This window comes from Arthrobacter woluwensis (genome assembly GCF_030816155.1).
GTDB classification, from domain to species: domain Bacteria; phylum Actinomycetota; class Actinomycetes; order Actinomycetales; family Micrococcaceae; genus Arthrobacter_E; species Arthrobacter_E woluwensis_A.
Map to the genome: position 1 here is coordinate 1,705,460 of NZ_JAUSXR010000001.1, position 25,587 is coordinate 1,731,046.

Below are 25,587 nucleotides of genomic sequence, written 5' to 3' on the forward strand. Positions count from 1 at the left end.
TGGACCCATGGCGATTGAACCGGATGTGAAGGACTGGACCTGGGTGATCGAGAGGATCTGCCCCGAATGCGGCTTCGACCCCGGGGACATCACCCCTGCGGCTGTGGCCCGGGAGATCCGAACGCATCCGGCCCGCTGGGAGGCGGTGCTGGTGCGCCCTGACGTCACCGTCAGGCCGGATGAATCCACGTGGTCTCCCCTGGAGTACGCCGCTCACGTGCGGGACGTCCTCGAACTCTTCCGGGAGCGCCTGCATCTCATGCTCGGCCGGGACGGCGTGGAATTCGCCAACTGGGACCAGGACGCCACCGCCGTGGCGAAGGAGTACCGGCAGGAGAGCCCCCGGCGCGTCGCACATCAGATCGCGGAGGAGACCGAGCTGACCGCCCGCGCTTTCGACGAGGTGCCGGAGGAACTGCTCGGACACCGCGGCGTGCGCAGCAACGGCTCCCAGTTCACGGTGGCGTCGCTGTCCAGCTACTTCCTGCACGACGTGGTGCACCACCTGCACGACGTCACGGCGTAGCGGGCACCGTCTTCTCCCAGACGGGGGCCCGGTTCACCACGCGGTAGCCGAGGCCCTCGTACAGCGCGAGGGCCCCGGTGCCGTTGCCGGAGTCCATGTCGAGCGCCGCGGTCGTCATCCCATCCGCGGCGTAGCGCCGCAGAGCCTCCTCCAGGAGATGGCGCGCGAGACCACGTCCGCGGTGTTCCGGATGCACGCCGACCAGCTCCGTGTAGCCTTCCACGCGGCCGTGCAGCCGTTCGATCTCGGGGTCATGGCTGCCCAGGTGATACGCCACGGGTGAGCCGGTGGACATCTCCCGCACCACGAAGCTCCAGTCCCTCCGGACCTCGGGATTCCCCACGCGCCGGGCCCAAGACTCCTCGGTCCGGGGCGCGCTCCCCCAGTGGCCGGCGAAGGCGATGTTGTGCAGGACCCGGGTCGCCTCGTCCAGGTCCGGCGTCCAGTCCAGGAGTTCGTAGCCTGGTGCGATCGGGCGGGCCGGAGGCAGTTCGTCCAAGCCACGGTGCATCTCGTTGAACCAGCGCACGATCGCGAAGCCCTCGGACTCCAACAGCCTCGCGGGGCCCTGGACATGGTCCTCATGCTGGGCCCGGAGCGCCATCCCGGGCAGCCCGCGGTCCGCGGCGAGGCGCCCGGTCCGCTCCTGCTGCCAGCGGAGAACGTCTCTCCCGATGCCTCTTCGGAGCCAGGCGGGATCCACGCCGCCTTCGGTGCGCACGACACCGCCGTCCCCCACGGCGGTGACCCGGCCGTGGGCGCGGGGCACGCCGTCGTCGTCGAAGGCCAGGATGGCGTCCGAAGCCGCGTCGTGCAGCTCGAAGAACGTCTCCAGGTCCTCGGCCTTCTCAAACCACGTGTGCTGCTCCGCCTCGGCGATCCGTGCCACGAGCTGCGCCCAGGCCGGAATGTCGGTCCGTTGCGGCGCACGGACCCGGAGTCCCCCGAATTCCTCAGTCATCGGCACAGCCTATCCCGGGCACGCCGGGCGCCACCCGCTGTCAGGGGCGGCGCGTCGGGCCACCCACCGGCTCCCGCGTGCCCAGATCCAGCCGGCCCGGAAGACGTGACAGATCCTCGGTGCGGTGCGAAACGACCACGAGCGTCTCCCCGTCCAGCGAGGTGACGAGGTCGCTCAGGAGCGCATCCGCCGCCTCAGCGTCCAGATGGGCCGTCGGCTCATCGAGAAGCAGGACGTTCGCCCCGGCCAGCAGAGTTCGCGCGACGGCAAGACGCTGCCGCTGGCCACCGGACAGGAAGCTCCCGCCCGGTCCGATGCGCGTGTCGAGACCGTCCGGCATGCTCCGGACCGCATCGGCGAGACCCACCCGTTCGAGGCTCGCCCACAGGGCGTCCTCCCCCGCCGCGTCATCCCGGGAACGGGCGAGCGCCAGATTGCCGCGGACGGTCGAATCGAAGACATGGGACTCCTGAGGGCACCAAGCGAGGTGCCCGCGCACGGAGATCGCGCCCTCCCGCGGCGGCAGGAAGCCCAGCAGCGCGGCGAGCAGCGTGGATTTGCCGCTGCCGGACGGCCCGGAGATCCCGAGAGGCCTGCCCGGTTCGGCGGATCCACTGAAGCCGGCGAAGACGGCGTCCGAGTCCGGCCAGGCGACGGACAGGTCCTCGAAGGAGAGCCCGCTGGGAGTCACGGCAGGCTCCACGAGCCGGGTTCCCCGCACCTCCCGGGCAGGTTCCGGCGCGGTGGCAGCCGTCAGCCGCTCCTCCAGCCGGCGGAGGGCGGGCTTGAGACGGGTCGCGGAGAGGTGCGCCTGGAAGGACTCCTGCAGCGCGAGCAGCATGAAAGCGACGACCGCGGTGCGCTCCGCCAGTTCCTGCCCGGTCCCGAGGGTCACCGACTGCACGACGACGGCGGCGGCCCCCGCGACGCACGCCGCCACGGTGAGAGCCAGCCCGGACCCTTCGGCCCACGCCGCGCGACGGGCGGCCTGCACCATCTCGCCGGAGAGGCGTCCCGCCTCCGCGACGACCCGCCCGCTCAGACCGTTCCCCCGCACGTCCTTCCAGGACTGCAGCGCGGACGCGACCCAGCGCAGGAGCGCCGACTTGCTCTCCAGCACGGCGCGGCTGGAACGCCGGTCGGCCCGGACGGCCACGGCCGGGGCCACGACCAGCCCGATCAGACTGGCGAGGACCGTGACGGGTAGTGCGGCCGGCAGGACGAAGGCCGTCGCGGCCACGGCCAGCACGGCGGTGCCCACGGCGGTCCAGCGGGGCGCCAGGACCCGCGGGAGGATGTCGCGGTACTCGTCGACGTCGGCCACGACGGTGTCGAGGACGTTGCCGCCCTGCATGACGCGCCGGATGCCGAGGGCCCGCCCGGAAAGACCTTCCCACACGCGGCCCCGCAGGTTCGTGGTCACGCGGAAGACGGCGTCGTGCATCACGAGCCGGTCGCAGTACCGCAGGACCGCCCGTCCGATGCCGAAGAACCGTACTCCGACGATCGCCGCCATGAGGTAGAGGATGGGCGGCTGGGAGCTCGCCCGGACGATCAGCCAGCCGGACAGCGCCGCGAGGGCGATGGAGAACAGCTGCGCCAGGACGCCCAGCGCCGCCGCCCGCACCAGCCGCCAGCGGGAGCCGGCGAGGAGCGACACGGAGGCGCCGGACGCGGGCATGACCGCAGGCGACGAGGGTTCGCTCGCACGCTCCGCTGCAGGAGCCGCGGATGCCGCGGACCCCGCGGATGCCGTCGCTCCGCCGTCGCCGTCCGCCGTGGCCGCTGCGGCGCGCGTGACCGACTGGGCGTCAGAGGTCTGAACGACACCACCACGGACGGGCACGGACTCCTCCGCCAGTGCGAGCGTCGCGGGTTCGTGGCTGACCAGGAGCACGGGAAGCACTCCGGCCAGCTCACGGAGCGAGGCACGGACCGTCTCGGCACGTGCGGGATCCAGGTGGGCCGTGGGTTCATCCACGAGCAGCACGTCCGCGCCGAGTTCCGCGAGCAGGAAGGCCCGCGCGAGAGCCACACGTCGCTGCTCCCCCGGGCTGAGATCGGCGATCCGGAGATCCGCCAATTCGTCAGCAGCGGCCAGGCGGGTGCTCCGTGCCAGCCGGTCCGGCGTCGCCTGGTCACCGGCCCAGAAGGCGAGCTCATCGCGCACCCGTTCCTCGAGGAACTCGGGGTGCTGCGGAGCGTACGCCACGGCGAGTTCGCCGGTCTCCTCCGGACGGGATCCCTCCGGAGACGCCTCCCTGAGGCGCAACACCGTGCCCACGGACTCCGCACCGGGTTCCAGCGTTCCGGCCAGGGCCGAGAGCAGCGTGCTCTTGCCGCAGCCGCTCGGACCCGTGAGGGCGGTGATCTTTCCTGGGCGCAGCGTGGTGGTCACAGGCCCCAGGGTGATCCCGCGGGATGGGAAGGTCACGGCCAGGCCTTCGAGCCCGAGCCCGGGACCGGTCGCGGAGGCGACGCTCTCGATCTGAAGCCGGCGCGGCTTCGGCGCGTCCAGGACGTCATTCACCGCTTCCAGCGCCAGTTTGCCGTCCTCACTCGCGTGGTAGGCGGCGCCCATGGACCGCAGCGCCTGGTAGCACTCGGGCGCGAGAATGAGGGCCAGCAAGCCGGCTTCGAGCGGCATCTGTCCGTGCACCAGGCGCACGCCGATCGTCACGGCCACGAGGGCCACGGAGATGGTGGCGATGAGTTCCAGGGCCAGAGCGGACAGGAAGGCGACGCGCAGGGTCGCCATGGACTCCCGGCGGTGCTGTTCGCCCACAGCTTCCAGCGCCGAACGCTGCTGCTTCGAACGCCCGAGGCCCAGGAGCACGGGCAGCCCGCGCGCGAGTTCCACCAGATGTGAGGAGAGGACGTCGAGCGAGCGGTATGCCTTCTCCAGGTTCTCCTGGCTGTGCCGCCCGATCAGGATCATGAACAGCGGCACCAGCGGGATCGTCAGCACGATGATCAGGGCGCTGAGCCAATCGGCCAGCAGGATCCTCGCCCCCACGAGCAGCGGCACGGTCGCGCAGTTGACCAGGCTGGGCAGGAACTCGGTGTAATAGCGGTCCAGCTCATCCAGCCGCCGGGTGGCCAGCAAGGCGTCGGCCCCTCGTCCCGCGGACCCGGCAGGCCGGCGCCCACCGAGGAGGGCGGCGAGCAGACGGGTCCGCAGGCTCTCCTTCACCTCGACGACGGCGGCCCGCGCGGCGACCGACTGCCCCCACGCGGAGGCGGCCCGGAGCAGAGCCCCCAGCACCCCTCCGCCGACCAGCGGGACGAGCGCGCCGGCGTCGGCGGCCCTCCCCGCGGCGAGGAGGGCGATCCCGCCCGCCAGCGCCTGGGCCAGCAGCACCAGCCCCAGGGCGTTGACGGCCCCGAGCAGCCCCATCACATAGACGGGTCCCTTCGGCCCGGGCGGGAACGGTGACTTCGTGGTCCGCGCCATGCGTCAGGACTGCCTGGTGAGGGCGCGCTGCAGGACGGCCGGCAGCACCGTGTGGGACTGCGGGATCAGCTCCGCGCTGATCCGGCGACGGAACACCCAGTACGTCCACGCCTGGTAGGCGATGACGAGCGGCAGACCGATGCACGCGACCACCGTCATGAGACCCAGCGTGTAGTCGCTCGAGGAGGCGTTCGAGATGGTCAGGTTGAAGGCCGGATCCAGCGTGGACGGGAGGACCACGGGGTACACGGCGGAGAAGATCGCCGCCGTCCCGCTCGCCAGGAAGGCGCCGAGCAGGATGAAGGCCTTTCCTTCCTGGGCCTTGCGGGCCAGGAGCCAGGCGCAGACCGCCGCGACCACGGCCAGGCCGGTGAGGGCCCAGCTCCACCACTTGCCGTGCTGGAACTGCACCAGCAGGACCCAGCCGGCGATCGGGAGCAGGCCGAGGGGCAGCCAGCGGATCAGCCAGCGGCGTGCGCGGTGCCGGATCTCGCCGTCGGTCTTGAGCATGAGGAACGCGAGGGCGTGGACCAGCGCGAACAGCACGACGGCGAAGCCGCCGAGGATCGCGGGAGGCGTCAGCCAGGCGAACGGTCCGCCGACGCGGTCACCGTTGGCGTTCAGCGGCAGACCCGTCGTGCTCAGGGCCAGCGCCGCCCCGACACCGAACGCGGCCACGAAGGAACCCAGGGCGATCGCCCAGTCCCACGTAGTGCGCCAGCGGTCCGTGTTGATCTTGCCGCGGTATTCGAAGGCCACGGCGCGGAAGATCAGGCCCAGCAGCACCAGCAGCAGCGGGAGGTACAGGGCGGAGAAGAGGGAGGCGTACCAGTTCGGGAAGGCCGCGAACGTGGCGCCGCCGGCCGTCAGGAGCCACACTTCATTGCCGTCCCACACCGGGCCGACCGTGTTGAGGAGGACGCGGCGCTCCTTGTCGTTCCGGGCGAAGAGCTTCATGAGCATCCCGACGCCGAGGTCGAAACCCTCCAGGAAGAGGTAGCCGGTCCAGAGGACGGCGATGGCGATGAACCAGATGGTGGGCAGGGTTTCCATGCTGTCTCTCCTCTCAGTAGGCGAAGGCCAGGACGTCGGTCTCCCGCTGGGAGCCTCCGCGTCCGTCCTCGTCCGGGGTGTCGTCGTCGTGGTGGGCGAGTTCCGGCATGGCGGAGGCCACCCCGCCGCGGATGTACGTGGTCAGCAGTCTGATCTCGACCACCATCAGCACCGCGTAGACCGTGGTCAGTGCGATGAGCGAGGTCAGGATCTCTCCCGCCGAGACCCCCGGCGACACCGCCGCGGCCGTGTACATGAACACGGGGTCTATGCCGTTCATATCGGGATTCGGCGCGACCACGAAGGGCTGCCGTCCCATCTCGGTGAAGATCCAGCCGGCGGCGTTGGCGCCGAACGGCGCCAGGATCCCGAACACGGCCAGGCGCATGAGCCAGCGGCTCGCGGGCACGGTCCCCCGGCGGGTCAGCCAGAGCGCGACGACGGCGGCCAGCGCGGCCAGGCCGCCGAAGCCGATCATCATCCGGAAGCCCCAGTAGGTGACTTCCATGACGGGGACGTACTGAATCTCCTTGCCCGCGCGGTCGCCGAGCTTCGGATCGTTCGGCAGGTGGGTGCCGTACTTCTCCTGATACTCCGGCACCAGGGTGTTCACGCCCTTGACCTCAGTGGTGAAGTCGCCCTTGGCCAGGAAGGAGAGGAGCCCGGGAACCTCGATCACGGCGACGATGTTGGAGCAGTCCTTCGACCCGAGGTCACCGACGCTGAGCACGGAGAACTGGGTGCCGTCGTGGCAGGCGGCCTCGGCGGCGGCCATCTTCATGGGCTGCTGCTCGAACATGAGCTTGCCCTGCAGGTCACCCGTGATCGACGTGCCGGCGAAGGAGATGGCGGCCACGATCGCGCCGATGCGGAGCGAGCGGAGCCAGACGGTGTGGTCCGTCTTGTCCCGGCCCGGGACGGAGCGGGCCTCGCCGACCACCACGCGGCCCGAGGCGTCGACGGTGTCGATGCCGTCGGTGCGGCGCCGCCACAGGTGGTACCAGGCGATGCCCAGGAGGAATCCGCCGGCGACGGCGAGGGCGCCCATGATGGTGTGACTGAAGGCCACGACCGCGGTGTTGTTCGTGAACACCGCCCAGGCGTCCACCATGCGTCCACGCCCGTCCTCCAGGGTCACACCCACCGGGTGCTGCATCCAGCTGTTGGCCACGATGATGAAGTACGCGGAGATGACGGAGCCGATCACCGCGATCCAGAGGCAGGCGAGGTGGACGCCCTTCTTCAGCTGCTTCCAGCCGAAGATCCAGAGCCCCAGGAAGGTCGACTCCACGAAGAACGCCAGCAGCGCTTCCATGGCGAGCGGGGCGCCGAACACGTCACCGACGAAGCGGCTGTACTCGCTCCACGCCATGCCGAACTGGAACTCCTGCACGATGCCCGTGGCCACGCCCATGATGAAGTTGATGAGGAAGAGCTTCCCCCAGAACTTGGTCATGCGCAGGTACTCGGCCTTGCCGGTGCGATACCAGAGCGTCTGCATGAAGGCCACCACGAGGCCGAGGCCGATAGTGAGCGGCACCATCATGAAGTGATAGACGGTGGTGATGCCGAATTGCCACCGTGCGACTTCCAAGGCGTCCATGGATTCCCCATTCCCTCGTCGAGGCACAACTTCTACGTTTCGTAGAAAACCTTCTTCTACAGAGTGTAGAACAAAAAGGACCGTGACGCCGCCGCACGTGACACGCGAGACAGAGGCTTCTACTGAACGTAGAAAAACGGGCCGAAACACGATAGATTGAGAGCTGCGCACCCACCGGGGACACCCGTCCCCCGAGGGTCATCATCAGCATTACAGAGGAGATGGACGCTTTCAATGGCAAGCCTCGGGGATCTTGAGCGATCCGTCATGGACCTGCTGTGGGCCGGAACGGAGGCCACCACGGCCAACGACCTGCGTGATCAGCTCGCCAGCACCGACGCGGCCAGCGGAGGCAAGGAGCTCGCCGTGACCACGGTGCTCACCGTGCTCTCCCGGCTGGAGAAGAAGGGACTGGTGACCCGCGAACGCGGCACCCGCCCGCACCGCTACCGCGCCGTCTCCACGCGCGCCGAACACACCGCCGAGCTGATGCGCGAAGTCCTGGGCTCCGCCCCGGACCGTGAAGCCGTCCTGGCGACCTTCGTCGGTTCCGTCAGCCCCGCCGAAGCCGACGCCCTCCGTCGCCTGCTCGGCGTGGACCCCTCCTCGGACCTCCCCTCCAGCAGCTGAGGCATGCGGTGCTGATCACCGCCTGGTTCCTGGCGGTCCTCGCGATCATCCTCGCCTGGCCGGCACCGGTGCTCCTGGCCCGGAGTTCCTGGCCGTCCCGCTCCCCCTTCGCCGCACTGGTGCTCTGGCAGGCCATCGGCCTCGCGGGCGGACTCTCCATGATCGGCGCCATGCTCTGTTACGGGCTCTCCCCGCTCGGGGACAATCTGGTCGCGGGGCTGCACGCCCTGATCCTGGTCATGCTCGGCAGTCAGTCCACCGAAGGCCTCGGCTTCTGGCACGCCTTCGCGCTCTCGACCGCCGGCGTGCTGACCGTGCACCTGCTCTTCACGCTGTTGCTCACCTACGTGCGGATCAGCACCGAACGACGCCGGCACCGAGAGCTCCTCGGCATCCTGAGCCACCCGCACGGCGACTCCGGCACCGTGGTCATCCCGCACGCGGCGCCCGTGGCCTACTGCCTTCCTGGCGGAGCCCGCTCCATCACCGTGCTCTCCGACTCGCTCATGGAGGCCCTGGACGAGCGCGAACTGTCCGCGGTCCTGGCCCATGAAGACAGTCACCTGACGCAGCGGCACCACCTGCTGCTCTGGGCCTTCGCCGCCTGGAGGGCGGCCCTCCCCTGGCTCCCCACCACCCGCGTCGCCCAGCGCGCGGTGAACGAGCTGCTGGAGATGCTGGCCGACGACGACGCCTTGAAGGTCACTGACGCGGGCACGCTCGTGCGCGCGGTCGCCGTCGTCGCGGAAGGTCAGCAGCCGCGGCGCACCGCCCTGGATGCCGACACGGCCCTGGCCGGCGACGACGCCGCGGTGTCCGCCACGACGGTGGCCCGCGTGAAGCGGCTGCTCAACGGCGCTCCCGCCCTCCCGGCCGCGCAGCGGGGCCTGGTCCTGGCGTCCTCGGTCCTGCTGCTTCTGGTGCCGACGGCCCTCCTGATCGTCCCGGGCCTCATCCACCTCTAGAGTGGCAGCACCGGGCCGGATCAGGCGTCGATGCGTTCCCGGTCCAGGTGCTGGGCGCCGGCCACGATGAAGTCCTTGCGCGGCGCCACGTCCGAACCCATGAGCAGTTCGAAGACGCGCTCGGCGCTCTCCGCGCTGTCGATGCTGACGCGGCGCAGCGTGCGGTGCCGCGGATCCATGGTGGTCTCCGCCAGCTGATCGGCGTCCATCTCACCGAGACCCTTGTAGCGCTGGATGGGCTCCTTGTAGCGCTTTCCCTCCGCCTGGAGACGGTCCAGGAGCGTGTGCAGTTCCTGCTCTGAGTAGGTGTAGATGATCTCGTTGGCCTTCGACCCCGGAGTTCACCACTTCCACCCGGTGCAACGGCGGCACGGCGGCATACACGCGACCCGCTTCCACGAGAGGCCTCATGTAGCGGTAGAAGAGCGTGAGCAGGAGGGTCCGGATGTGGGCGCCGTCGACGTCGGCGTCGGTCATGAGGACGACCTTGCCGTAGCGCGCGGCGTCCAGGTCGAAGCTCCGGCCCGAGCCGGCTCCGACCACCTGGATCAGGGCGGCGCATTCGGCGTTGGAGAGCATGTCCCCCACCGACGCCTTCTGCACGTTGAGGATCTTGCCGCGGATGGGCAGCAGCGCCTGGAAGTCCGAGGACCGGGCGAGTTTCGCCGTGCCGAGCGCGGAGTCACCCTCCACGATGAACAGCTCGGAACGGTCCACATCGCTGCTGCGGCAGTCCGCGAGCTTGCTGGGCATCGTGGAGGACTCGAGGGCGTTCTTCCGCCGCTGAGTCTCCTTGTGCACCCGCGCCGAGACGCGGGACTTCATCTCGTTGACGACCTTCTCCAGCAAGAGGGCCGCCTGGGCCTTGTCATTGCGGTTAGTGGAGGTCAGCCGCGAGGTGATCTCCTGCTCCACCACGCGGGAGACGATGGCGCGCACCGCGGGCGTGCCGAGGATCTCCTTGGTCTGCCCCTCGAACTGCGGTTCGGCGAGGCGGACGGTCAGCACGGCGGTGAGGCCGGCCATCACATCGTCCTTCTCGACCTTGTCGTTGCCGGCCTTCAGCTTGCGGGCGTTGGCTTCGACCTGCTTGCGGAAGGTCTTCAGCAGCGCCTGCTCGAAGCCGGCCAGGTGGGTGCCGCCCTTGGGGGTGGCGATGATGTTGACGAAGCTGCGCACCGTGGTGTCGTAGCCGATCCCCCAGCGCAGGGCGATGTCCACCTCGCAGTGGCGCTCCACCTCGGCCAGCTGGCTGTGGCCGTGATCGTCCAGGACCGGCACCGTCTCCTTGAAGGTTCCGGAGCCGTTCAGCCGCCAGATATCGGTGACCGCGGAGTCCGCGGCCAGGAACTCGGCGAACTCCGAGATGCCGCCGTCGTGGTGGAACACCTCTTCATAGGGCCCGTCCGCGCCTGGAGTCCCGGCGAGCCGCCGCTCGTCCCGGACGGTGATCTTGAGCCCGGGGACCAGGAAGGAGGTCTGGCGCGCACGTCCCGTGAGTTCGTCGTACAGGAACTTGGCGTCCGGGGTGAAGATCTGACGGTCCGCCCAGTAGCGGATCCGAGTGCCGGTGACGCCGCGCTTCGCCTTGCCGACCACGTCCAGCATGGAGTTCTCCAGGAACGGGACGAACTTCGCGTCCGGCTTGGGCTTGCCGCTGCCGTCCTCGAAGCGGCCGGGCTCCCCTCGCCGGAACGACATCTGGTAGGTCTTGCTGCCGCGGTCCACCTGGACGTCCAGTCGGGCGGACAACGCGTTCACCACGGATGCGCCCACGCCGTGCAGACCGCCCGAGGCGTTGTAGGAGCCGCCGCCGAACTTGCCGCCGGCGTGCAGCTTCGTGAACACGACCTCGACGCCGGTTAGTCCGGTCTTCGGTTCGATGTCCACGGGGATGCCGCGGCCGTCGTCGTGCACCTCCACGGAGTTGTCCGCGTGGAGGATGACCTTGATGTCGTGGCCGTACCCGGCCAGGGCCTCATCGACCGCGTTGTCGATGATCTCCCAGAGGCAGTGCATGAGGCCACGGGAATCGTTGGAACCGATGTACATGCCCGGGCGCTTGCGGACGGCTTCCAGCCCTTCCAGAACGGAGAGGTGCCGGGCGTTGTATTCCGAACTCGGTGACACGGGTGGTGGACTCCTTTGGGGCCTGAAGACGCTCTTTTCAGGGTAGCGGCAACGGCCCTCATCCCCGCGCAGGCGCACCGTGAGAGCCACCACGGCGAGACGCCCGACTACGCGCAGAGCGAAAGAGACCGAATTGTGGCATGTATCGGGCCTGTCCGCTGGTTATATAGACGTACAGATCTTTCGAAGGAGGCCCCGATGTCAACAGCAATTGCGGAACGTACGCTCAACGCGGCTGACCGTTGCGACCGTTGCGGCGCCCAGGCATTTGTCCGGGTGGTGCTTGAGGCCTCTGGCGGAGAGCTTCTCTTCTGCGGGCACCACGCCCGTGCGGTCGAAGCGACCCTGAAGCCCCTGAGCCGTGAATGGCACGACGAAACTTCCCGTCTCCTGGAGAAGGAAGTCGTCGTCGACTAGGACTCTCCGAGTCCGTCACAGCGGAAGTGCCCGGTCCCTTGAGGGGCCGGGCACTTCTGTCGTCCAGGCACTTCTGTCGTCCGGGCGCTTCTCCCTTCCGGGCACGAGGCCTGACTGACACACGAAACTGACACACGAAGGGCCGGCGGCAGGGACATCTCCCGGCCACCGGCCCTCGCGTCGTCAACGGGTCAGGACGCCGTCCCGCTCAGAGGCTCCACGGTTCCATGGAAGTGCCGCCGGGCACTGCGCTGATTCCACGCCTGGAAGTCCGTCCCGGACCACGCGCCGTCCGCTTCCTCATCCCGGATGCCGACAGCGACCGTGGCCGGCAGGTACACCGGCGCCTCGAAGGCGACGTGCCACCGGATCCCGGCGTCGCTGTCGTGGCCGGACTCGGCCAGCGCCCGGGCCACGGAGTACATCCCGTGCGCGATCGACGTCTTCATGCCGAGCGCCTTGGCACTCAGCGAGCTGAGGTGGATCGGGTTGTAGTCACCGGACACCGCGGCATAGTCCCGGCCCGTGTCCACCCCCAGCCGCCAGAGTCCCGTGGGCACCGGCGGGCGGAAGTCCTCCCGCTCGGAAGCGGGCACGGCGGTGTCGACGCCGGGAAGGAAGACCCCCTTGGCCAGGTACCGCGAGGTGCCACGCCACAGGAGTTCCCCGGTGCCGGCGTCGAGCACGTCCGCCACCATGTCCACCAAGGTCCCGGAGCGATGAGCCCGCAGACCGTCCGCGTGGGCGCGCACCGTGAGGCGGGCGCCGAACGGGATCGGGGCGTGGTGCTCCACCGTGTTCTCCAGGTGGACCAGGCCGAGCAGCGGCAGCGGGAAGTCGTCACGGGTCAGGACGCTCATCGCCACCGGGAACGCCAGCGTGTGCACATATGCGGACGGCAGCTCGGAGCGGACCGTCCCGTGGACCAGCCGCTGGAAAGCGGTGACGTGCTCGATGTCCACCGTCACCGATTGCACCTCGTGCACGGCACGCGGCACGACGACGGGCTGTTCCTTCTTCAGGAGCCGCTGCTTGGCGGCCGCCCCGGCCGCGTTGAGGTACAGCTTGGCCAGCGACGGCATCTCCTGCAGGATCACCGTCTGCTCGCCGCTCATGCCCCCACCAGGTTCTGGCCGCAGACCCGCAGCACCTCGCCGTTGACACCACCGGCGGCGTCGCTCGCGAGGAAGGCGATCGCCTCCGCCACGTCACCGGGCTGTCCGCCCTGCTGGAGGGAGTTCAGGCGGCGTGCCACCTCGCGGGTGGCGAAGGGGATGCGCGCCGTCATCTCGGTCTCGATGAAGCCGGGGGCCACGGCGTTGATGGTGCCGCCGAGCCGGGCCATACTCGCGGCGGTCGCCTGCACCATGCCGATCACGGCAGCCTTGGACGCGCCGTAGTTGGTCTGGCCACGGTTGCCGGCGATGCCCGAGGTGGAGGCCAGGCTCACGATGCGCGGACGGTCGCTGAACAGCTCCGAGGCGAGGAACGCCTCGTTCATGCGCAGCTGCGAGGCGATGTTGACGGCGACGACGCTGTCCCAGCGGGCGGGATCCATGTTGGCCAGGAGCTTGTCCCGGGTGATGCCCGCGTTGTGCACCACGATGTCCAGGCGGCCGAAGCGCTCCTCGGCCAGGGCCAGGATCTTCGCCGCGGCGTCCGGGGCGGTGATGTCCGCCTGCAGGGCGATGCCGCCCACGCGGTTCGCCACCTGCGCCAGCTGCTCCCCCGCCGCCGGGACGTCCACCAGGATGGTGCGCGCGCCGTCGCGGCTGAGGGTCGTGGCGATCGCGGCGCCGATGCCCCGCGCGGCGCCCGTGACGACGGCGACCCGTCCTTCCAGGGGACGTTCGCCTCCGTCCGGCACGGCCGGCGAGTCGGTGATCTCGAGGAACTGGCCGTCGACGAAGGCCGAGCGCGCCGAGAGGAAGAAGCGGAGCGCGCCGAGCGCTGCCGGGCTGTCCGCGGGGACGTCTTCTTCCAGCACCAGCCCGTTGGCCGTCGCCCCGGCCCGGAGCTCCTTGGCCAGGGACCGGACGAAGCCGTCCACGGCGCGGCGGGCCGCCGACGTCGCCGGGTCACTCGCCGTGCGAGGTTCCCGCGAGAGGGTGACCACGCGTGCCGAGGGGCGGAGCTGACGCAGCAGTTGACCCGCTTCCAGCACGGGCGCCGAGAGGTCTGACGGGTGGGTCAGGGCGTCGAGGACCAGGACGAGCGCGGCGAGCTTCTCCGATCCGCCCACGGAACGCCGGACGTCCAGGCCCCAGCCCAGCAATTCGGAAGCCACTCCGTCGGCGCCGGCGCCACGGCCGAGCACCACCACGGGTCCCTCAAGGAGAGGCTGCCCCGGGGTGTAGCGGCGAAGGACCGCCGGCTGGGGCAGCCCCAGCTTCCGGGCGAGGTCGCGGCCGAAGCCGCGGCTGACGAATTCGGTGTACTTGTCTGCCATATTCCGTTCCTGCCGCTCAGTATGCTTCGAGGATCGCGACGACGCCCTGACCGCCGGCCGCGCACACCGAGACCAGGCCACGAGCCGGACGGCCGTCCACCTGGCCCTTCTCGTGCAGGGCCTTGGCGAGGGTGGCGACGATGCGGCCGCCCGTGGCCGCGAAGGGGTGGCCCGCCGCCAGCGAGGAGCCGTTGACGTTGAGCTTGGCACGGTCGATCGCGCCGAGGGGCGCGTCCAGGCCGAGACGGTCACGGCAGAACTCCGGGTCCTCCCAGGCCGCGAGGGTGCTCAGGACTGTTCCGGCGAAGGCCTCGTGGATCTCGAAGAAGTCGATGTCATCGAAGGTCAGCCCCTGACGAGCGAGCATCCGCGGCACAGCGTACGCCGGGGCCATCAGGAGCCCCTCCTTGCCGTGCACGAAGTCGACGGCCGCGGCCTCCCCGTCCAGCACCGTGGCGAGCTTCGGCAGCTCGTGCTCATCGGCCCATTCTTCGGAGGCCAGGAGCACGGCGGAGGCGCCATCCGTGAGGGGCGTCGAGTTGCCGGCGGTCATGGTCGCCGGGGTGGGCAGGTTCTTGCCGAACACCGGCGAAAGCTTGGCGAGCTTCTCCAGCGAGGTGTCCGCCCGCAGGTTCGAGTCACGGCTGAGGCCGCGGTAGGCGGTGACGAGGTCCTCGAAGAAGCCACGATCGTAGGCGGCCGCCAGGTTCTTGTGGCTGGCCAGGGCGAGCTCGTCCTGCGCTTCGCGGGTGATGCCCCACTCCGCCGTCGTGATGGCCTGGTGTTCGCCCATGGACAGCCCCGTGCGCGGCTCGCCGGTGCCGGGAGCGTTGGGGGCGAGGTCCTTGGGGCGCAGCTTGGAGAGCGCCTTGAGCTTCTGCTGGGCGGTCTTGGCGCGGTTCAGTTCCAGCAGGATCCGGCGGAGGCCTTCGCTCACGGCGATCGGGGCGTCCGACGCCGAGTCGACGCCACCGGCGATGGCCGAGTCGATCTGTCCGAGCTTGATCTTGTTGGCGAGTCCCAGCACGGTCTCCAGTCCGGTGGCGCAGGCCTGCTGAAGATCGTAGGCCGGGGTGTCGGGAGCGAGAGCCGAACCCAGGACCGCTTCGCGGGTCAGATTGAAATCGCGCGAGTGCTTCAGCACGGCCCCGGCCGCCACCTCACCGACGCGCTCACCCTGCAGTCCGAACCGCGCCACGAGCCCGTCCAGAGCCGCGGTCAGCATGTCCTGATTGGAGGCGGTGGCATACGCGCCATTGGCGCGGGCGAAGGGGATGCGATTGCCGCCGACGACGACGGCCTTCCGTACGGTGGTCATGTTCCGCTCCGTTCTGCACGGGCGGCTTTCCGGCGCCCGTGCGGCAGGGTTTCCAATCGAAGAGTTACTGATACCCAGCGTACCTGATACGCTGGGTATCGTGAACCCCGTCACACAGCAGCGCGCCGCGTCCCGGCAGCCATTCCCGGCAGAACCCGAGGCGCCCGGCGACGACGAATCCCCCGCCAGCACGGACGGCCGCGCCGCCCGCTGGCAACACCATCGCCTTCAGCGCCGCGCGGAACTGATCCGCGCTGCCCGGCGAGCAGTGCACCGCCTCGGGCCGGAAGCGTCCATGGAGGACATCGCCTCCTCCGCCGGGACCTCCAAGTCCGTGTTCTACCGCTACTTCGGCGACAAGTCCGGCTTGCAGCAGGCCGTCGGAGAAGTGGTCCTGGACCGCATGCAGGCAAGGATCCGCGAAGCCGTCCAGGAAGCGACCTCCCCTGCTGAAGGTCTGTTCGCGATGGTGAACGCCTATCTGCAGATGGCCGAGACCTCGCCCAACGTCTACGCCTTCGTGACGCAGCGCGGCAGCGGTGAGAGTGATGGGCCCGGGCCTGCACAGGACGCCACGTTCGGCCACTTCCTCAACGCCGTGACGGACATGATCGCCCAGCCCATGGAAGAGCTCCTGGCCGAGCCCGGCGCACTGCTGGACTACTGGCCCCGCGCGGCCATCGGGCTCGTGCGGGCCGCGGGCGAACAGTGGCTCCTGAGCCCGACCGGCCCCCAGCGGCCCAGCCAGGCGGAGATGGCGACCACGCTCACCTCCTGGCTCGTCGACGGCGTGCGGCCCATGGTCGCGGCGCCCGTCACCACAGACCAACCCCTCGAATCCAGGCACGCGGGCTCCGCACCCGGGCCTGCCCCGACCACCGGAAAGGAAGAGCACCATGACTGAAGCACTCCAGAACGTGCGCCGCAGTGAGAAGCAGGACGCCGGTAAGGAACCCCGGGTGGACGTCGCGCTCCTGGGCGAGCGTCTCCTCGGCACCTGGGCGGAGGTCCGCCGCGAAGCGCGGGCCCTGGCCGGCAAGGAGGAGTTCCACAAGATCGAAGGCACCACCCACGTGGAGCACCGCGCACGGGTGTTCGAGCAGCTGAAGGGACTCGTGGATCACGGCGCCGTGCACCGCGCCTTCCCCTCGCGGTTCGGCGGCTCCGATGACCACGGCGGGAACATCGCCGGCTTCGAGGAACTGGTGACCGCCGATCCTTCGCTGCAGATCAAGGCCGGCGTCCAGTGGGGCTTGTTCGGCGCTGCGGTGCTGCACCTCGGCACCGAGAAGCACCACGAGAAGTGGCTGCCGTCCATCATGTCCCTGGAGACGCCCGGCGCCTTCGCCATGACCGAGATGGGCCACGGTTCGGACGTCGCGAGCATCGGCACCACCGCCACGTACGACCCGGCCACGGAAGAGTTCGTGATCAACACGCCGTTCAAGGCGGCCTGGAAGGACTACCTCGGAAACGCCGCCAAGGACGGCATCGCCGCCGTGGTCTTCGCCCAGTTGATCACTCAGGGCGTCAACCATGGGGTGCACGCCTTCTACGTCCCGATCCGTGACGCCGAGACCAAGGAGTTCCTGCCCGGCATCGGTGGCGAGGACGACGGCGTCAAGGGCGGCCTCAACGGCATCGACAACGGCCGGCTGCACTTCAGCCAGGTGCGGATCCCCCGCGAGAACCTGCTCAACCGCTACGGCGACGTCGCCGCCGACGGCACGTACACCTCCCCCATCGCGAGCCCGGGCCGCCGCTTCTTCACGATGCTCGGCACCCTGGTGCAGGGCCGTGTCTCCCTGGACGGCGCGAGCGTGGCCGCCAGTAAGATCGCACTGGCGTCGGCCATCCGCTACGCGAGTCAGCGCCGCCAGTTCAACGCCGGCTCCCCCGTGGACGAAGAGGTGCTCCTGGACTACCAGCGCCACCAGCGCCGGCTCTTCACCCGGCTCGCCACCACCTACGCGGCGAGCTTCGCCCACGAACAGCTGCTCGAGAAGTTCGACGCCGTGTTCTCCGGCAAGCAGGACACCGACGAGGACCGCCAGGACCTGGAGACCCTGGCCGCGGCCCTCAAGCCGCTCAGCACCTGGCACGCCCTGGACACCCTGCAGGAGTGCCGCGAGGCCTGCGGCGGGGCCGGGTTCCTCATCGAGAACCGTTTCGCCTCGCTCCGCGCGGACCTCGACGTCTACGCGACGTTCGAGGGTGACAACACCGTGCTGCTCCAGCTCGTGGCCAAGCGCCTGCTGGCCGATTATGCCAAGGAGTTCCGGAACGTCGACTTCGGCGTCATGGCGCGCTTCGTCGCGGCGCAGGCGTCCGACGTCGCGCTCAACCGCACCGGCCTGCGCCAGGTGGCGCAGTTCGTGGCGGACACCGGCCTGCCGCAGAAGTCCGCCCTGGCGCTCAAGGACGAGGAGAGCCAGCGGAGCCTGCTGACGAGCCGCGTCCAGAGCATGGTCGCCGAGGTCGGCGCCGCGCTCAAGGGTGCGAACAAGCTGCCGCAGGCCAAGGCCGCCGCCCTCTTCAACGAGCACCAGGACCAGCTGATCGAGGCGGCCCGCGCGCATGCCGAGCTCCTGCAGTGGGAGGCCTTCACCGAGGGTCTGCGCGGCATCGAGGACGCCGGCACCCGCGAGGTCCTGACCTGGGTCCGCGATCTGTTCGGTCTCTCGCTGATCGAGAAGCACCTCTCCTGGTACCTGATGAACGGCCGCCTGTCGATGCAGCGCGCCCGCACCGTCGGCGACTACATCAACCGCCTGCTGGTCCGCCTCCGCCCCCACGCCCTGGATCTGGTGGACGCGTTCGGCTACGGCCAGGAGCACATCCGCTCCACCGTGGGCAGCGGCGCCGAGCTGATCCGCCAGGACGAGGCACGCGCCTACTACCGGACGCTCCGGGCTTCCGGAGACGCCCCGGTGGATGAGAAGGTCCTCCTGGAGCGCGCCAAGAGGAAGTAATCCGACACGCGAAAGCCCCCTGCACCGCACGGAGCAGGGGGCTTTCGCGTCACTGTCAGCTCTGGTCGCCGCCCTGGGGCAGCACCGAGCGGTAGACGTCGAGGGTGGTCTGCGCGATCGAGTCCCAGGAGAAGTTCTCCTCGGCACGACGGCGCCCCGCCTGACCCATCGCGTGGGCCCGCTGGGGATCGGAGACCACCTCATTGAGGGCGGCCGCGAAATCATCGACGAACTTCTGCGGGTCCAACGGCGTCCCCGTGCCGTCCGTGACCTGTTCCAGCGGCACCAACAGGCCGGTTTCGCCGTGCGCCACCACCTCGGGGATGCCACCGGTCGCACTCGCGACGACGGCTGCGCCACACGCCATGGCTTCGAGGTTGACGATGCCCAGGGGCTCGTAGATGGACGGGCAGGCGAAGGCCGTCGCGTGGCTGAGCACCTGGATGAGCTCGCGGCGCGGGAGCATGCGTTCAATGAGCACGACGCCGTCCCGCTCGGCCTGGAGGCCGGCGATCAGTTCGGCGGTCTCGGCCGCGAGTTCCGGGGTGTCCGCCGCGCCGAGACACAGGACGAGCTGGACGTCCGCGGGAAGCTGCTGAGCCGCCCGCAGCAGATACGGGACGCCCTTCTGGCGCGTGTTGCGGCCCACGAAGACCACGCTGGGACGGGAAGGGTCGATGCCGAGGGCGCGCACGGCGTCGTCGTTCTCATCGCGTTCCCAGAGGGAGACGTCGATGCCGTTGTGGACCACGTGCACCTTGGCCGGGTCGACGTTCGGGTAGCAGCGCAGGATGTCCTGGCGCATGCCTTCGGAGACGGCGATGATGGCGGCCGCTGCCTCGTACGAGGTCTGCTCCACCCACGAGCTGAGGCGGTAGCCACCGCCCAGCTGCTCAGCCTTCCACGGCCGGAGCGGCTCCAGGCTGTGAGCGCTCAGGACGTGCGGGATGCCATGCAGCAGTGCGGCCAGGTGGCCGGCCATATTGGCATACCAGGTGTGGGAGTGGACCAGATCCGCGCCGGCGACGTCCGGCACGATGCTCAAGTCGACGCCGAGGGTCTGGACCGCGGGATTGGCGTCCTTCAGTTCCACGGGGGTCTCGTAGGTGCTGACCATGGCGCCGTGGAAGTCGGTGTCGCGGGGCGCGCCGAAGGCGTGAACCCGCAGATCGACGTGCGAAGCGAGGACGCGACTCAGCTCGGCAACGTGCACTCCGGCGCCGCCGTAAATATCCGGCGGAAATTCTTTGGAAACAATATCGATTCGCACGTTTACAACGTAGTCCCAAGTGCCCAACTGATCTAGTGTGAAAGCTGTTCGGTGGTCTACATGACGGCCGTCACACTCGGAACGTACGCAGGAGTACCCATATGGCACTGAAAAAAGTCCTTGCAATAGTCCTGGCCGGCGGAGAGGGCAACCGGCTCATGCCGCTCACGGCTGACCGGGCCAAACCCGCGGTGCCGTTCGCCGGAAGTTACCGACTGATTGACTTTGCTTTGTCAAATCTGGTGAACTCCGGTTATTTCAAGATCGTGGTGCTCACGCAGTACAAGTCCCACAGCCTTGACCGGCACATTTCCGAGACGTGGCGTCTGTCCACCCAGTTGCAGAATTATGTGGCCTCGGTGCCGGCCCAGCAGCGTATCGGCAAGAGCTGGTTCCTGGGCAGCGCCAACGCCATCTACCAGTCGCTGAACCTGATCCACGACGCGCAGCCGGACATCGTGGTCGTGGTCGGCGCGGACCACGTGTACCGCATGGACTTCCAGCAGATGGTGGCGCAGCACGTGGCCAGCGGCGCCAAGGCGACGGTCGCCGCCGTCCGCCAGCCCCTCGAGATGGCCAACCAGTTCGGCGTGATCGAGGTGGACCAGGAGGATGCCTCCAAGATCTCCGCCTTCGTGGAGAAGCCCGCCAGCACCCCCGGGCTGGCCGCCGCGCCGGATCAGTTCCTCGCCTCCATGGGCAACTACGTGTTCGACGCGGACGCCCTGGTGGAGGCTCTCACGCTCGACGCCGAACGCACCGACACGAAGCACGACATGGGGCGGGGACATCATCCCCCACTTCGTTTCCCGCGGCGAGGCCGGTGTGTACGACTTCACCACCAATGAGATCCCCGGCGCCACGGAACGCGACCGCACCTACTGGCGTGACGTGGGCACCATCGACTCGTTCTACGACGCCCACATGGACCTGATCTCCCCCGTGCCGGTGTTCAACCTCTACAACCGCGACTGGCCGATCTTCACCCGCCAGACCATCTCCCCGCCCGCCAAGTTCGTCAAGGGCCGCAACAACACGGTCGGCACCGCGCTGGACTCGATCGTCGCCAACGGCGTGGTGGTCTCCGGTGGCATCGTCGAAGGCTCGGTGCTCTCCAACGACGCCTACATCGAGGCCGGCGCCCGCGTGCTGGACTCCGTGCTGATGGACAACGTCTACGTGGGTGAAGGGGCGATCGTGCGCCGGGCCATCCTGGACAAGAACGTCCGTATCCCGAAGGGTGCCACGATCGGCGTCGACCGGGAACTGGACGAAGCCCGTGGTTTCAAGGTCACCGAGTCCGGGATCACGGTGCTGTCCAAGGGGCAGCCGGTTCCGGAGCCGGATGAGGACGAGCTCGCCCTGTCCCGGAGCCTGCGGGGCACCGTCCCGGAGAGCGTGAAGGCCGCCGTCGAGGAGTACGACGAGCTGAAGGCCGCGATCGACAAGGTCTCCCTCGTCCAGACCGAGACCACGGAGACGCCGTCGGACGAGGACGCGGACTCCGCCGACGATGCCGAGGCAGCGGTGACGCTGAACGCGAAGGGCTCATAGCGCCCGGCTGCGCAGATTCACAGAGAGCGACGGCGGTCCGGTGCGGGCCGCCGTCGCTCGCGTTCCGAGCAGTGGGCCGCGCCCACTAAAATAGGGGAAATGACCACCCCCGAACTCACACCGGATGAGATCGAAGCCTGCCTCAAAGTCCTCAACACGATCCACGTCTATGACGAAGAGGATCCGGACTACATCGCCGTCCGCCGGGCCACCGGCAAGATGTTCAAGGCCGTGAAGCGGCACCGGCGCAATGAGAAGCGCGACGCGATCGCCGAGGCCGACCGTTCCGTCATGGCTCTCACCGCCACCGCCGCCCCGGACCGGATCGACGACGAGACCCGCGGCAACAAGCTCTCGAGTTCGGCGACGGGTGAGATCGCGGGGCACCTCATCAGGTCCCGCCCCTGCTACATCTGCAAGCAGCACTACACGCAGGTGGATGCGTTCTACCACCAGCTCTGCCCGGACTGCGCCGCCATGAGCCACGCCAAGCGGGACGCACGCACCGACCTCACGGGACGCCGTGCACTGCTGACGGGCGGCCGAGCGAAGATCGGCATGTACATCGCGCTGCGGCTGCTGCGCGACGGCGCACACACGACGATCACCACCCGGTTCCCCAAGGACGCGGCGCGCCGCTTCGCCGCCATGGAGGACAGCTCCGAGTGGCTGCACCGCCTGCGGATCGTGGGCATCGACCTGCGTGACCCGTCCCAGGTCATGGCCCTCACCGACTCCGTCGCCGCCGCCGGACCGCTCGACATCATCATCAACAACGCGGCCCAGACCGTGCGCCGCTCCGGCAACGCCTACCAGCCGCTCGTGGAGGCCGAGGACGAGCCCCTGCCCGCCGCCCTGCAGGAAGGCAACGGCGGACCGGAGCTGGTGACCTTCGGGCACGCCCATGACAAGCACCCCCTGGCCCTGGCCTCCAGCGTCCTGGAGCATCCCGTGCTGGCGGGCGATGCGATCACGTCGCTCGCGCTGTCGACGGGCTCGGCGTCGCTCGACCGGATCGCGGCCGGCACGGCCATCGACGCCGGCGGTCTGGTCCCGGACCTCGCCACGATCAACTCCTGGACCCAGGTGGTGGACCAGGTGGAACCGCTGGAGATGCTGGAAGTCCAGCTCTGCAACGTGACCGCGCCTTTCCTGCTGGTCAGCCGGCTGCGGGACGCCATGCGGCGGTCCACCGCCCGGCGCAAGTACGTGGTCAACGTGAGCGCACATGGAGGGTCAGTTCTCGCGCGCCTACAAGGGACCGGGTCACCCGCACACCAACATGGCGAAGGCCTCCCTGAACATGATGACCCGGACGAGTGCGGGCGAGATGTTCGAGAGCGATCAGATCCTCATGACCGCCGTGGACACCGGCTGGATCACGGACGAGCGTCCGCATTACACCAAGGTCCGGCTCATGGACGAAGGCTTCCACGCGCCCCTGGACCTGGTGGACGGCGCGGCCCGGGTCTACGATCCGATCGTGATGGGCGAGGCGGGCGAAGACCAGTACGGGGTCTTCCTGAAGGACTACAAGCCCTCCCCCTGGTGACCTGCTCACCGTGACGAAGTGACGGCGGCTGGCCGATGAAGGCGCCACTTCACCGGCCACGACCGCCGTGCATGGTTAAATGTTCGGGTGCAAAACCAGAATCTGAAACGCCTCGAGGCGCAGGACCGCTCCGCCGCGGTGAAGACCCTCAGCTATGACGTGACCCTGGACGTCCGCGACGCCGAGGACCCGGCCGTCGCCTGGTTCCCCAGCGAAAGCGTCATCACTTTCGAGGCGAGCTCCGACGGCTCCACGTTCCTGGACTTCATCGGGGACAGCGTTCAGGCGGTCTTCCTGAACGGCAAGAAGCTGCCCGTGGACGAGGTGGTCGAGGGCAGTCGGATCCGTCTGGACGGCCTCCGGGAGCTCAATCAGGTGACCGTCCTGGCTCGCGCCCTCTACAGCCGTTCCGGCGAGGGACTGCACCGTTACGTGGACCCCGCGGACGGCAAGACCTACCTGTACACCCAGTACGAGCCGGCGGACGCCCGGCGCGTGTTCGCGAACTTCGAGCAGCCCGATCTGAAGGCCCGCTACACCTTCCACGTCACGGCACCGGCACACTGGCACGTCGCGTCGAACGGCGCCGAGATGGTCTGCACTCCCCTGGCGAGCGACGCACGGGCCGCACGCTGGGACTTCGCCGAGACCCTGCCCCTCAGCACCTACATCACCGCCGTGCTCGCCGGCCCGTACTTCACGGCCGAGGACAGCTGGACCGGCACGGATGCCGACGGCGAGCCACTCGTGGTGCCGCTCGCGCTGTACTGCCGCGCCTCCCTGGCGGAGTCCTTCGACACGGAGACGCTGTTCGCCCAGACCAAGCGCGGCCTGGACTTCTTCTCCGAGCTCTTCGACTACCCCTACCCGTGGGGCAAATACGACCAGGCCTTCGTGCCCGAGTACAACCTCGGCGCCATGGAGAACCCGGGCCTCGTGACCTTCACCGAGGAGTACGTCTTCGCGTCGAAGGCCACGCAGGCCCAGTACGAGCAGCGCGCCAACACCCTGCTGCACGAGATGGCGCACATGTGGTTCGGGGATCTCGTCACCATGCAGTGGTGGGACGATCTGTGGCTCAAGGAGTCCTTCGCGGACTTCATGGGCACCCTCGGCGTCGACCGCGCCAGTGACTTCACGACCTCCTGGGTGAACTTCGCCAACCAGCGCAAGGCCTGGGCCTATGTCCAGGATCAGCTGCCCACCACGCATCCGATCGTCGCGGACATCCCCGATCTGGAAGCCGCCAAGCAGAACTTCGACGGCATCACCTATGCCAAGGGCGCCGCGGTGCTCAAGCAGCTGGTGGCGTATGTGGGCTTCGACGCCTTCGTCGAGGGCGCCCGCAGCTACTTCAAGCGCCACGAGTTCGGCAACACCACTCTGTCCGACCTCCTCCACGAACTGGACGCCGCATCCGGCAAGGAACTCGCGTCCTGGTCTCAGGCGTGGCTGGAGACCTCCGGCATCTCGACGCTGCGTCTGGAGATCCAGGACGACGACGGCGTCATCACCGCCGCGGGCATCGTCCAGGACGCCGTGGACCCCGTCACCGGCGCCACCGCCCTGCGCCCGCACCGTTTGCGTCTCGGCCTGTACGAGCCGGATGCACAGGGACGTCTGGTCCGCACCGAGGTGCTGGACCTCGACGTCGACGGCGCCGAAACGGAGGTCGAGGCCCTGACCGGCCGCGCCCGTCCCGCCCTGGCCCTGCTGAACGACGACGACCTGAGCTACGCCAAGATCCGCCTGGACGACGTCTCCTACGAGACCGTCACCGGACAGCTCGATCGCCTGGACGATCCCATGGCACGGGCCCTGGCCTGGAACGCCGTGTGGAGCGCCACCCGGGACGGCCAGCGACCGGCCGAGGAGTACCTCCGCATGGCGATGCGCTTCGCTCACACCGAGAGCACCATCGGCGTCCTCCAGTCGGTGCTGAGCAACGCCGTCTTCGCGGTCAACCACTACGTGCCGGCCGACGGCCGCGACGCGCTGCGGAACGAACTCACGCTGACCGCCGTCGCACGCCTCCAGGACGCTGAGCCCGGCTCGGATGCCCAGCTCGCGTGGGCGCGGTGCGTCATGGCTCTCAGCCTCCACAGTGGCGAGGCACTTCATCTCATCACCGGGCTGCTGGGCGGAGGTCGCCGCGTGGCAGGCCTGGCCCTGGACACCAAGCTCCGCTGGGCTGCCCTGCAGGCCCTGGCAGCCCATGGACGGCTGGACCGGCCCGCGCTCGACGCGGAGCTGGCCCGCGAGGACAACGCGGACGCCCGCGCCGGGCACGCCCTGGCCGTCGCAGCCCGGCCGACCGCGGAGGCCAAGGCCGAAGCCTGGGCCGCGTGCGGTCCGGACACCGAGCTCTCCAACCGCAACTTCAGCGCGACGATCGCCGGCTTCATGACCGGTTCCGGCAAGCTCCTGGCACCGTATGTGGGGCCGTACTTCGAGCGTCTGACGAGCGTGTGGGGTTCGATGAGCATCGGTATGGCGAGCCGCCTGGTCCTCGGGTTCTTCCCGGACGCACAGGATCTCGCCCCCGGCCAGTCGCCGGCCGAGCACCCGGTGGTCGTGCAGTGCGACCAGTGGTTGTCCGCCCACGAGAACGCACCCCGTGCGCTCCGCCGCCTCATCCTCGAGGAGCGGGACAAGCTGGTGCGTTCCCTGAAGGCTCAGGCAGCGGGCTCTCAGGCCTGATCTACTCCAGCTGAGAAGGCAAGGAAGGGCCCG

General features: G+C 69.1%; 15 protein-coding genes and 3 pseudogenes. 9 read left to right on the forward strand and 9 right to left on the reverse strand.

All coding sequences use genetic code 11. The features are described from left to right. Nucleotides 1–7: 7 nt before the first annotated feature. A complete protein-coding gene (locus tag QFZ52_RS07735) occupies nt 8–526 on the forward strand; it encodes a DinB family protein (RefSeq protein ID WP_307497037.1) in 519 nt (172 codons plus the stop codon). Here the strand turns inward: QFZ52_RS07735 and QFZ52_RS07740 are convergent. The 4 genes from QFZ52_RS07740 to QFZ52_RS07755 are packed head-to-tail and all read right to left on the reverse strand — an operon-like array spanning nt 516 to nt 7,597. Continuing rightward, nucleotides 516–1,487 carry a GNAT family N-acetyltransferase gene (locus QFZ52_RS07740; RefSeq protein ID WP_307497039.1) on the reverse strand — a complete coding sequence of 324 codons (972 nt, stop codon included), beginning with the start codon at nt 1,485–1,487 and terminating at the stop codon, nt 516–518. The genes QFZ52_RS07735 and QFZ52_RS07740 overlap by 11 nt on opposite strands. Nucleotides 1,488–1,527: 40 nt before the next feature. Continuing rightward, on the reverse strand, nt 1,528–4,941 hold the full coding sequence (gene cydD / locus QFZ52_RS07745) for a thiol reductant ABC exporter subunit CydD (RefSeq protein ID WP_307497040.1): 3,414 nt from the start codon (nt 4,939–4,941) through the stop codon (nt 1,528–1,530). Between the two features lie 3 nt (nt 4,942–4,944). Then, on the reverse strand, nt 4,945–5,994 hold the full coding sequence (gene cydB / locus QFZ52_RS07750; RefSeq protein ID WP_307497041.1) for a cytochrome d ubiquinol oxidase subunit II: 1,050 nt from the start codon (nt 5,992–5,994) through the stop codon (nt 4,945–4,947). A gap of 13 nt (nt 5,995–6,007) precedes the next feature. Then, nucleotides 6,008–7,597: a cytochrome ubiquinol oxidase subunit I gene (locus QFZ52_RS07755; RefSeq protein WP_307497042.1), complete on the reverse strand. Its 1,590-nt coding sequence runs from the start codon at nt 7,595–7,597 to the stop codon at nt 6,008–6,010. A gap of 234 nt (nt 7,598–7,831) precedes the next feature. Between QFZ52_RS07755 and QFZ52_RS07760 the strand changes: the two genes are divergently transcribed. Continuing rightward, a complete protein-coding gene (locus QFZ52_RS07760; protein ID WP_307497043.1) occupies nt 7,832–8,227 on the forward strand; it encodes a BlaI/MecI/CopY family transcriptional regulator in 396 nt (131 codons plus the stop codon). An 8-nt stretch (nt 8,228–8,235) separates the two neighbouring features. Further along, nucleotides 8,236–9,192, forward strand: a complete 957-nt coding sequence (locus QFZ52_RS07765; protein ID WP_307497045.1) for a M56 family metallopeptidase — start codon at nt 8,236–8,238, stop codon at nt 9,190–9,192. A gap of 20 nt (nt 9,193–9,212) precedes the next feature. Here QFZ52_RS07765 and QFZ52_RS07770 read toward each other — a convergent pair. Beyond that, nucleotides 9,213–11,322, reverse strand: a pseudogene (locus QFZ52_RS07770) (DNA gyrase/topoisomerase IV subunit B). A gap of 198 nt (nt 11,323–11,520) precedes the next feature. Here QFZ52_RS07770 and QFZ52_RS07775 point away from each other — a divergent pair. After that, entirely contained in the window at nt 11,521–11,739 is a 219-nt protein-coding gene (locus QFZ52_RS07775) for a DUF7455 domain-containing protein (RefSeq protein ID WP_066212230.1), read from the forward strand. Nucleotides 11,740–11,930: 191 nt separating this feature from the next. Here the strand turns inward: QFZ52_RS07775 and QFZ52_RS07780 are convergent, their stop codons facing one another. The 3 genes from QFZ52_RS07780 to QFZ52_RS07790 are packed head-to-tail and all read right to left on the reverse strand — an operon-like array spanning nt 11,931 to nt 15,506. Continuing rightward, nucleotides 11,931–12,854 (reverse strand): MaoC/PaaZ C-terminal domain-containing protein, encoded by a 924-nt coding sequence (locus QFZ52_RS07780; protein ID WP_307497046.1) that lies wholly within the window; start codon nt 12,852–12,854, stop codon nt 11,931–11,933. Beyond that, complete coding sequence (locus tag QFZ52_RS07785; RefSeq protein WP_307497047.1) at nt 12,851–14,188, reverse strand: 3-oxoacyl-ACP reductase; 1,338 nt, start codon at nt 14,186–14,188, stop codon at nt 12,851–12,853. The genes QFZ52_RS07780 and QFZ52_RS07785 overlap by 4 nt, the downstream gene beginning before the upstream one ends. A 16-nt stretch (nt 14,189–14,204) precedes the next feature. After that, nucleotides 14,205–15,506, reverse strand: coding sequence for an acetyl-CoA C-acetyltransferase (locus QFZ52_RS07790; protein WP_307497048.1), 1,302 nt, complete (start codon nt 15,504–15,506; stop codon nt 14,205–14,207). A 100-nt stretch (nt 15,507–15,606) separates the two neighbouring features. Between QFZ52_RS07790 and QFZ52_RS07795 the strand changes: the two genes are divergently transcribed. Together QFZ52_RS07795 and QFZ52_RS07800 are read left to right on the forward strand one after the other, a co-directional pair. After that, nucleotides 15,607–16,410: a TetR/AcrR family transcriptional regulator gene (locus QFZ52_RS07795; RefSeq protein ID WP_307497049.1), complete on the forward strand. Its 804-nt coding sequence runs from the start codon at nt 15,607–15,609 to the stop codon at nt 16,408–16,410. After that, nucleotides 16,403–18,478, forward strand: coding sequence for an acyl-CoA dehydrogenase family protein (locus QFZ52_RS07800; RefSeq protein WP_307497050.1), 2,076 nt, complete (start codon nt 16,403–16,405; stop codon nt 18,476–18,478). Before QFZ52_RS07795 ends, QFZ52_RS07800 begins: the two co-directional genes overlap by 8 nt. 55 nt (nt 18,479–18,533) lie before the next feature. Here the strand turns inward: QFZ52_RS07800 and glgA are convergent, their stop codons facing one another. Next, nucleotides 18,534–19,748: a glycogen synthase gene (glgA, locus tag QFZ52_RS07805; protein ID WP_307497051.1), complete on the reverse strand. Its 1,215-nt coding sequence runs from the start codon at nt 19,746–19,748 to the stop codon at nt 18,534–18,536. 101 nt (nt 19,749–19,849) lie between these two features. On the opposite strand from glgA, the pseudogene glgC reads away from it, so the two are divergent. The 3 genes and pseudogenes from glgC to pepN all read left to right on the forward strand — a co-directional run bounded on the left by glgC (nt 19,850) and on the right by pepN (nt 25,554). Next, a pseudogene (gene glgC, locus QFZ52_RS07810) lies at nt 19,850–21,302 on the forward strand (glucose-1-phosphate adenylyltransferase). 99 nt (nt 21,303–21,401) lie between these two features. Next, nucleotides 21,402–22,854, forward strand: a pseudogene (locus tag QFZ52_RS07815) (SDR family NAD(P)-dependent oxidoreductase). An 87-nt stretch (nt 22,855–22,941) separates the two neighbouring features. Further along, nucleotides 22,942–25,554, forward strand: coding sequence for an aminopeptidase N (pepN, locus tag QFZ52_RS07820; protein WP_307497052.1), 2,613 nt, complete (start codon nt 22,942–22,944; stop codon nt 25,552–25,554). Nucleotides 25,555–25,587 lie beyond the last annotated feature (33 nt).

Bases quoted from the DNA above. Each gene is read 5' to 3' on its own strand.
- QFZ52_RS07735 (WP_307497037.1), top strand. From the start codon at position 8: ATGGCGATTGAACCGGATGTGAAGGACTGGACCTGGGTGATCGAGAGG.
- QFZ52_RS07740 (WP_307497039.1), bottom strand. From the start codon at position 1,487: ATGACTGAGGAATTCGGGGGACTCCGGGTCCGTGCGCCGCAACGGACC.
- cydD (WP_307497040.1), bottom strand. From the start codon at position 4,941: ATGGCGCGGACCACGAAGTCACCGTTCCCGCCCGGGCCGAAGGGACCC.
- cydB (WP_307497041.1), bottom strand. From the start codon at position 5,994: ATGGAAACCCTGCCCACCATCTGGTTCATCGCCATCGCCGTCCTCTGG.
- QFZ52_RS07755 (WP_307497042.1), bottom strand. From the start codon at position 7,597: ATGGACGCCTTGGAAGTCGCACGGTGGCAATTCGGCATCACCACCGTC.
- QFZ52_RS07760 (WP_307497043.1), top strand. From the start codon at position 7,832: ATGGCAAGCCTCGGGGATCTTGAGCGATCCGTCATGGACCTGCTGTGG.
- QFZ52_RS07775 (WP_066212230.1), top strand. From the start codon at position 11,521: ATGTCAACAGCAATTGCGGAACGTACGCTCAACGCGGCTGACCGTTGC.
- QFZ52_RS07780 (WP_307497046.1), bottom strand. From the start codon at position 12,854: ATGAGCGGCGAGCAGACGGTGATCCTGCAGGAGATGCCGTCGCTGGCC.
- QFZ52_RS07785 (WP_307497047.1), bottom strand. From the start codon at position 14,188: ATGGCAGACAAGTACACCGAATTCGTCAGCCGCGGCTTCGGCCGCGAC.
- QFZ52_RS07790 (WP_307497048.1), bottom strand. From the start codon at position 15,506: ATGACCACCGTACGGAAGGCCGTCGTCGTCGGCGGCAATCGCATCCCC.
- QFZ52_RS07800 (WP_307497050.1), top strand. From the start codon at position 16,403: ATGACTGAAGCACTCCAGAACGTGCGCCGCAGTGAGAAGCAGGACGCC.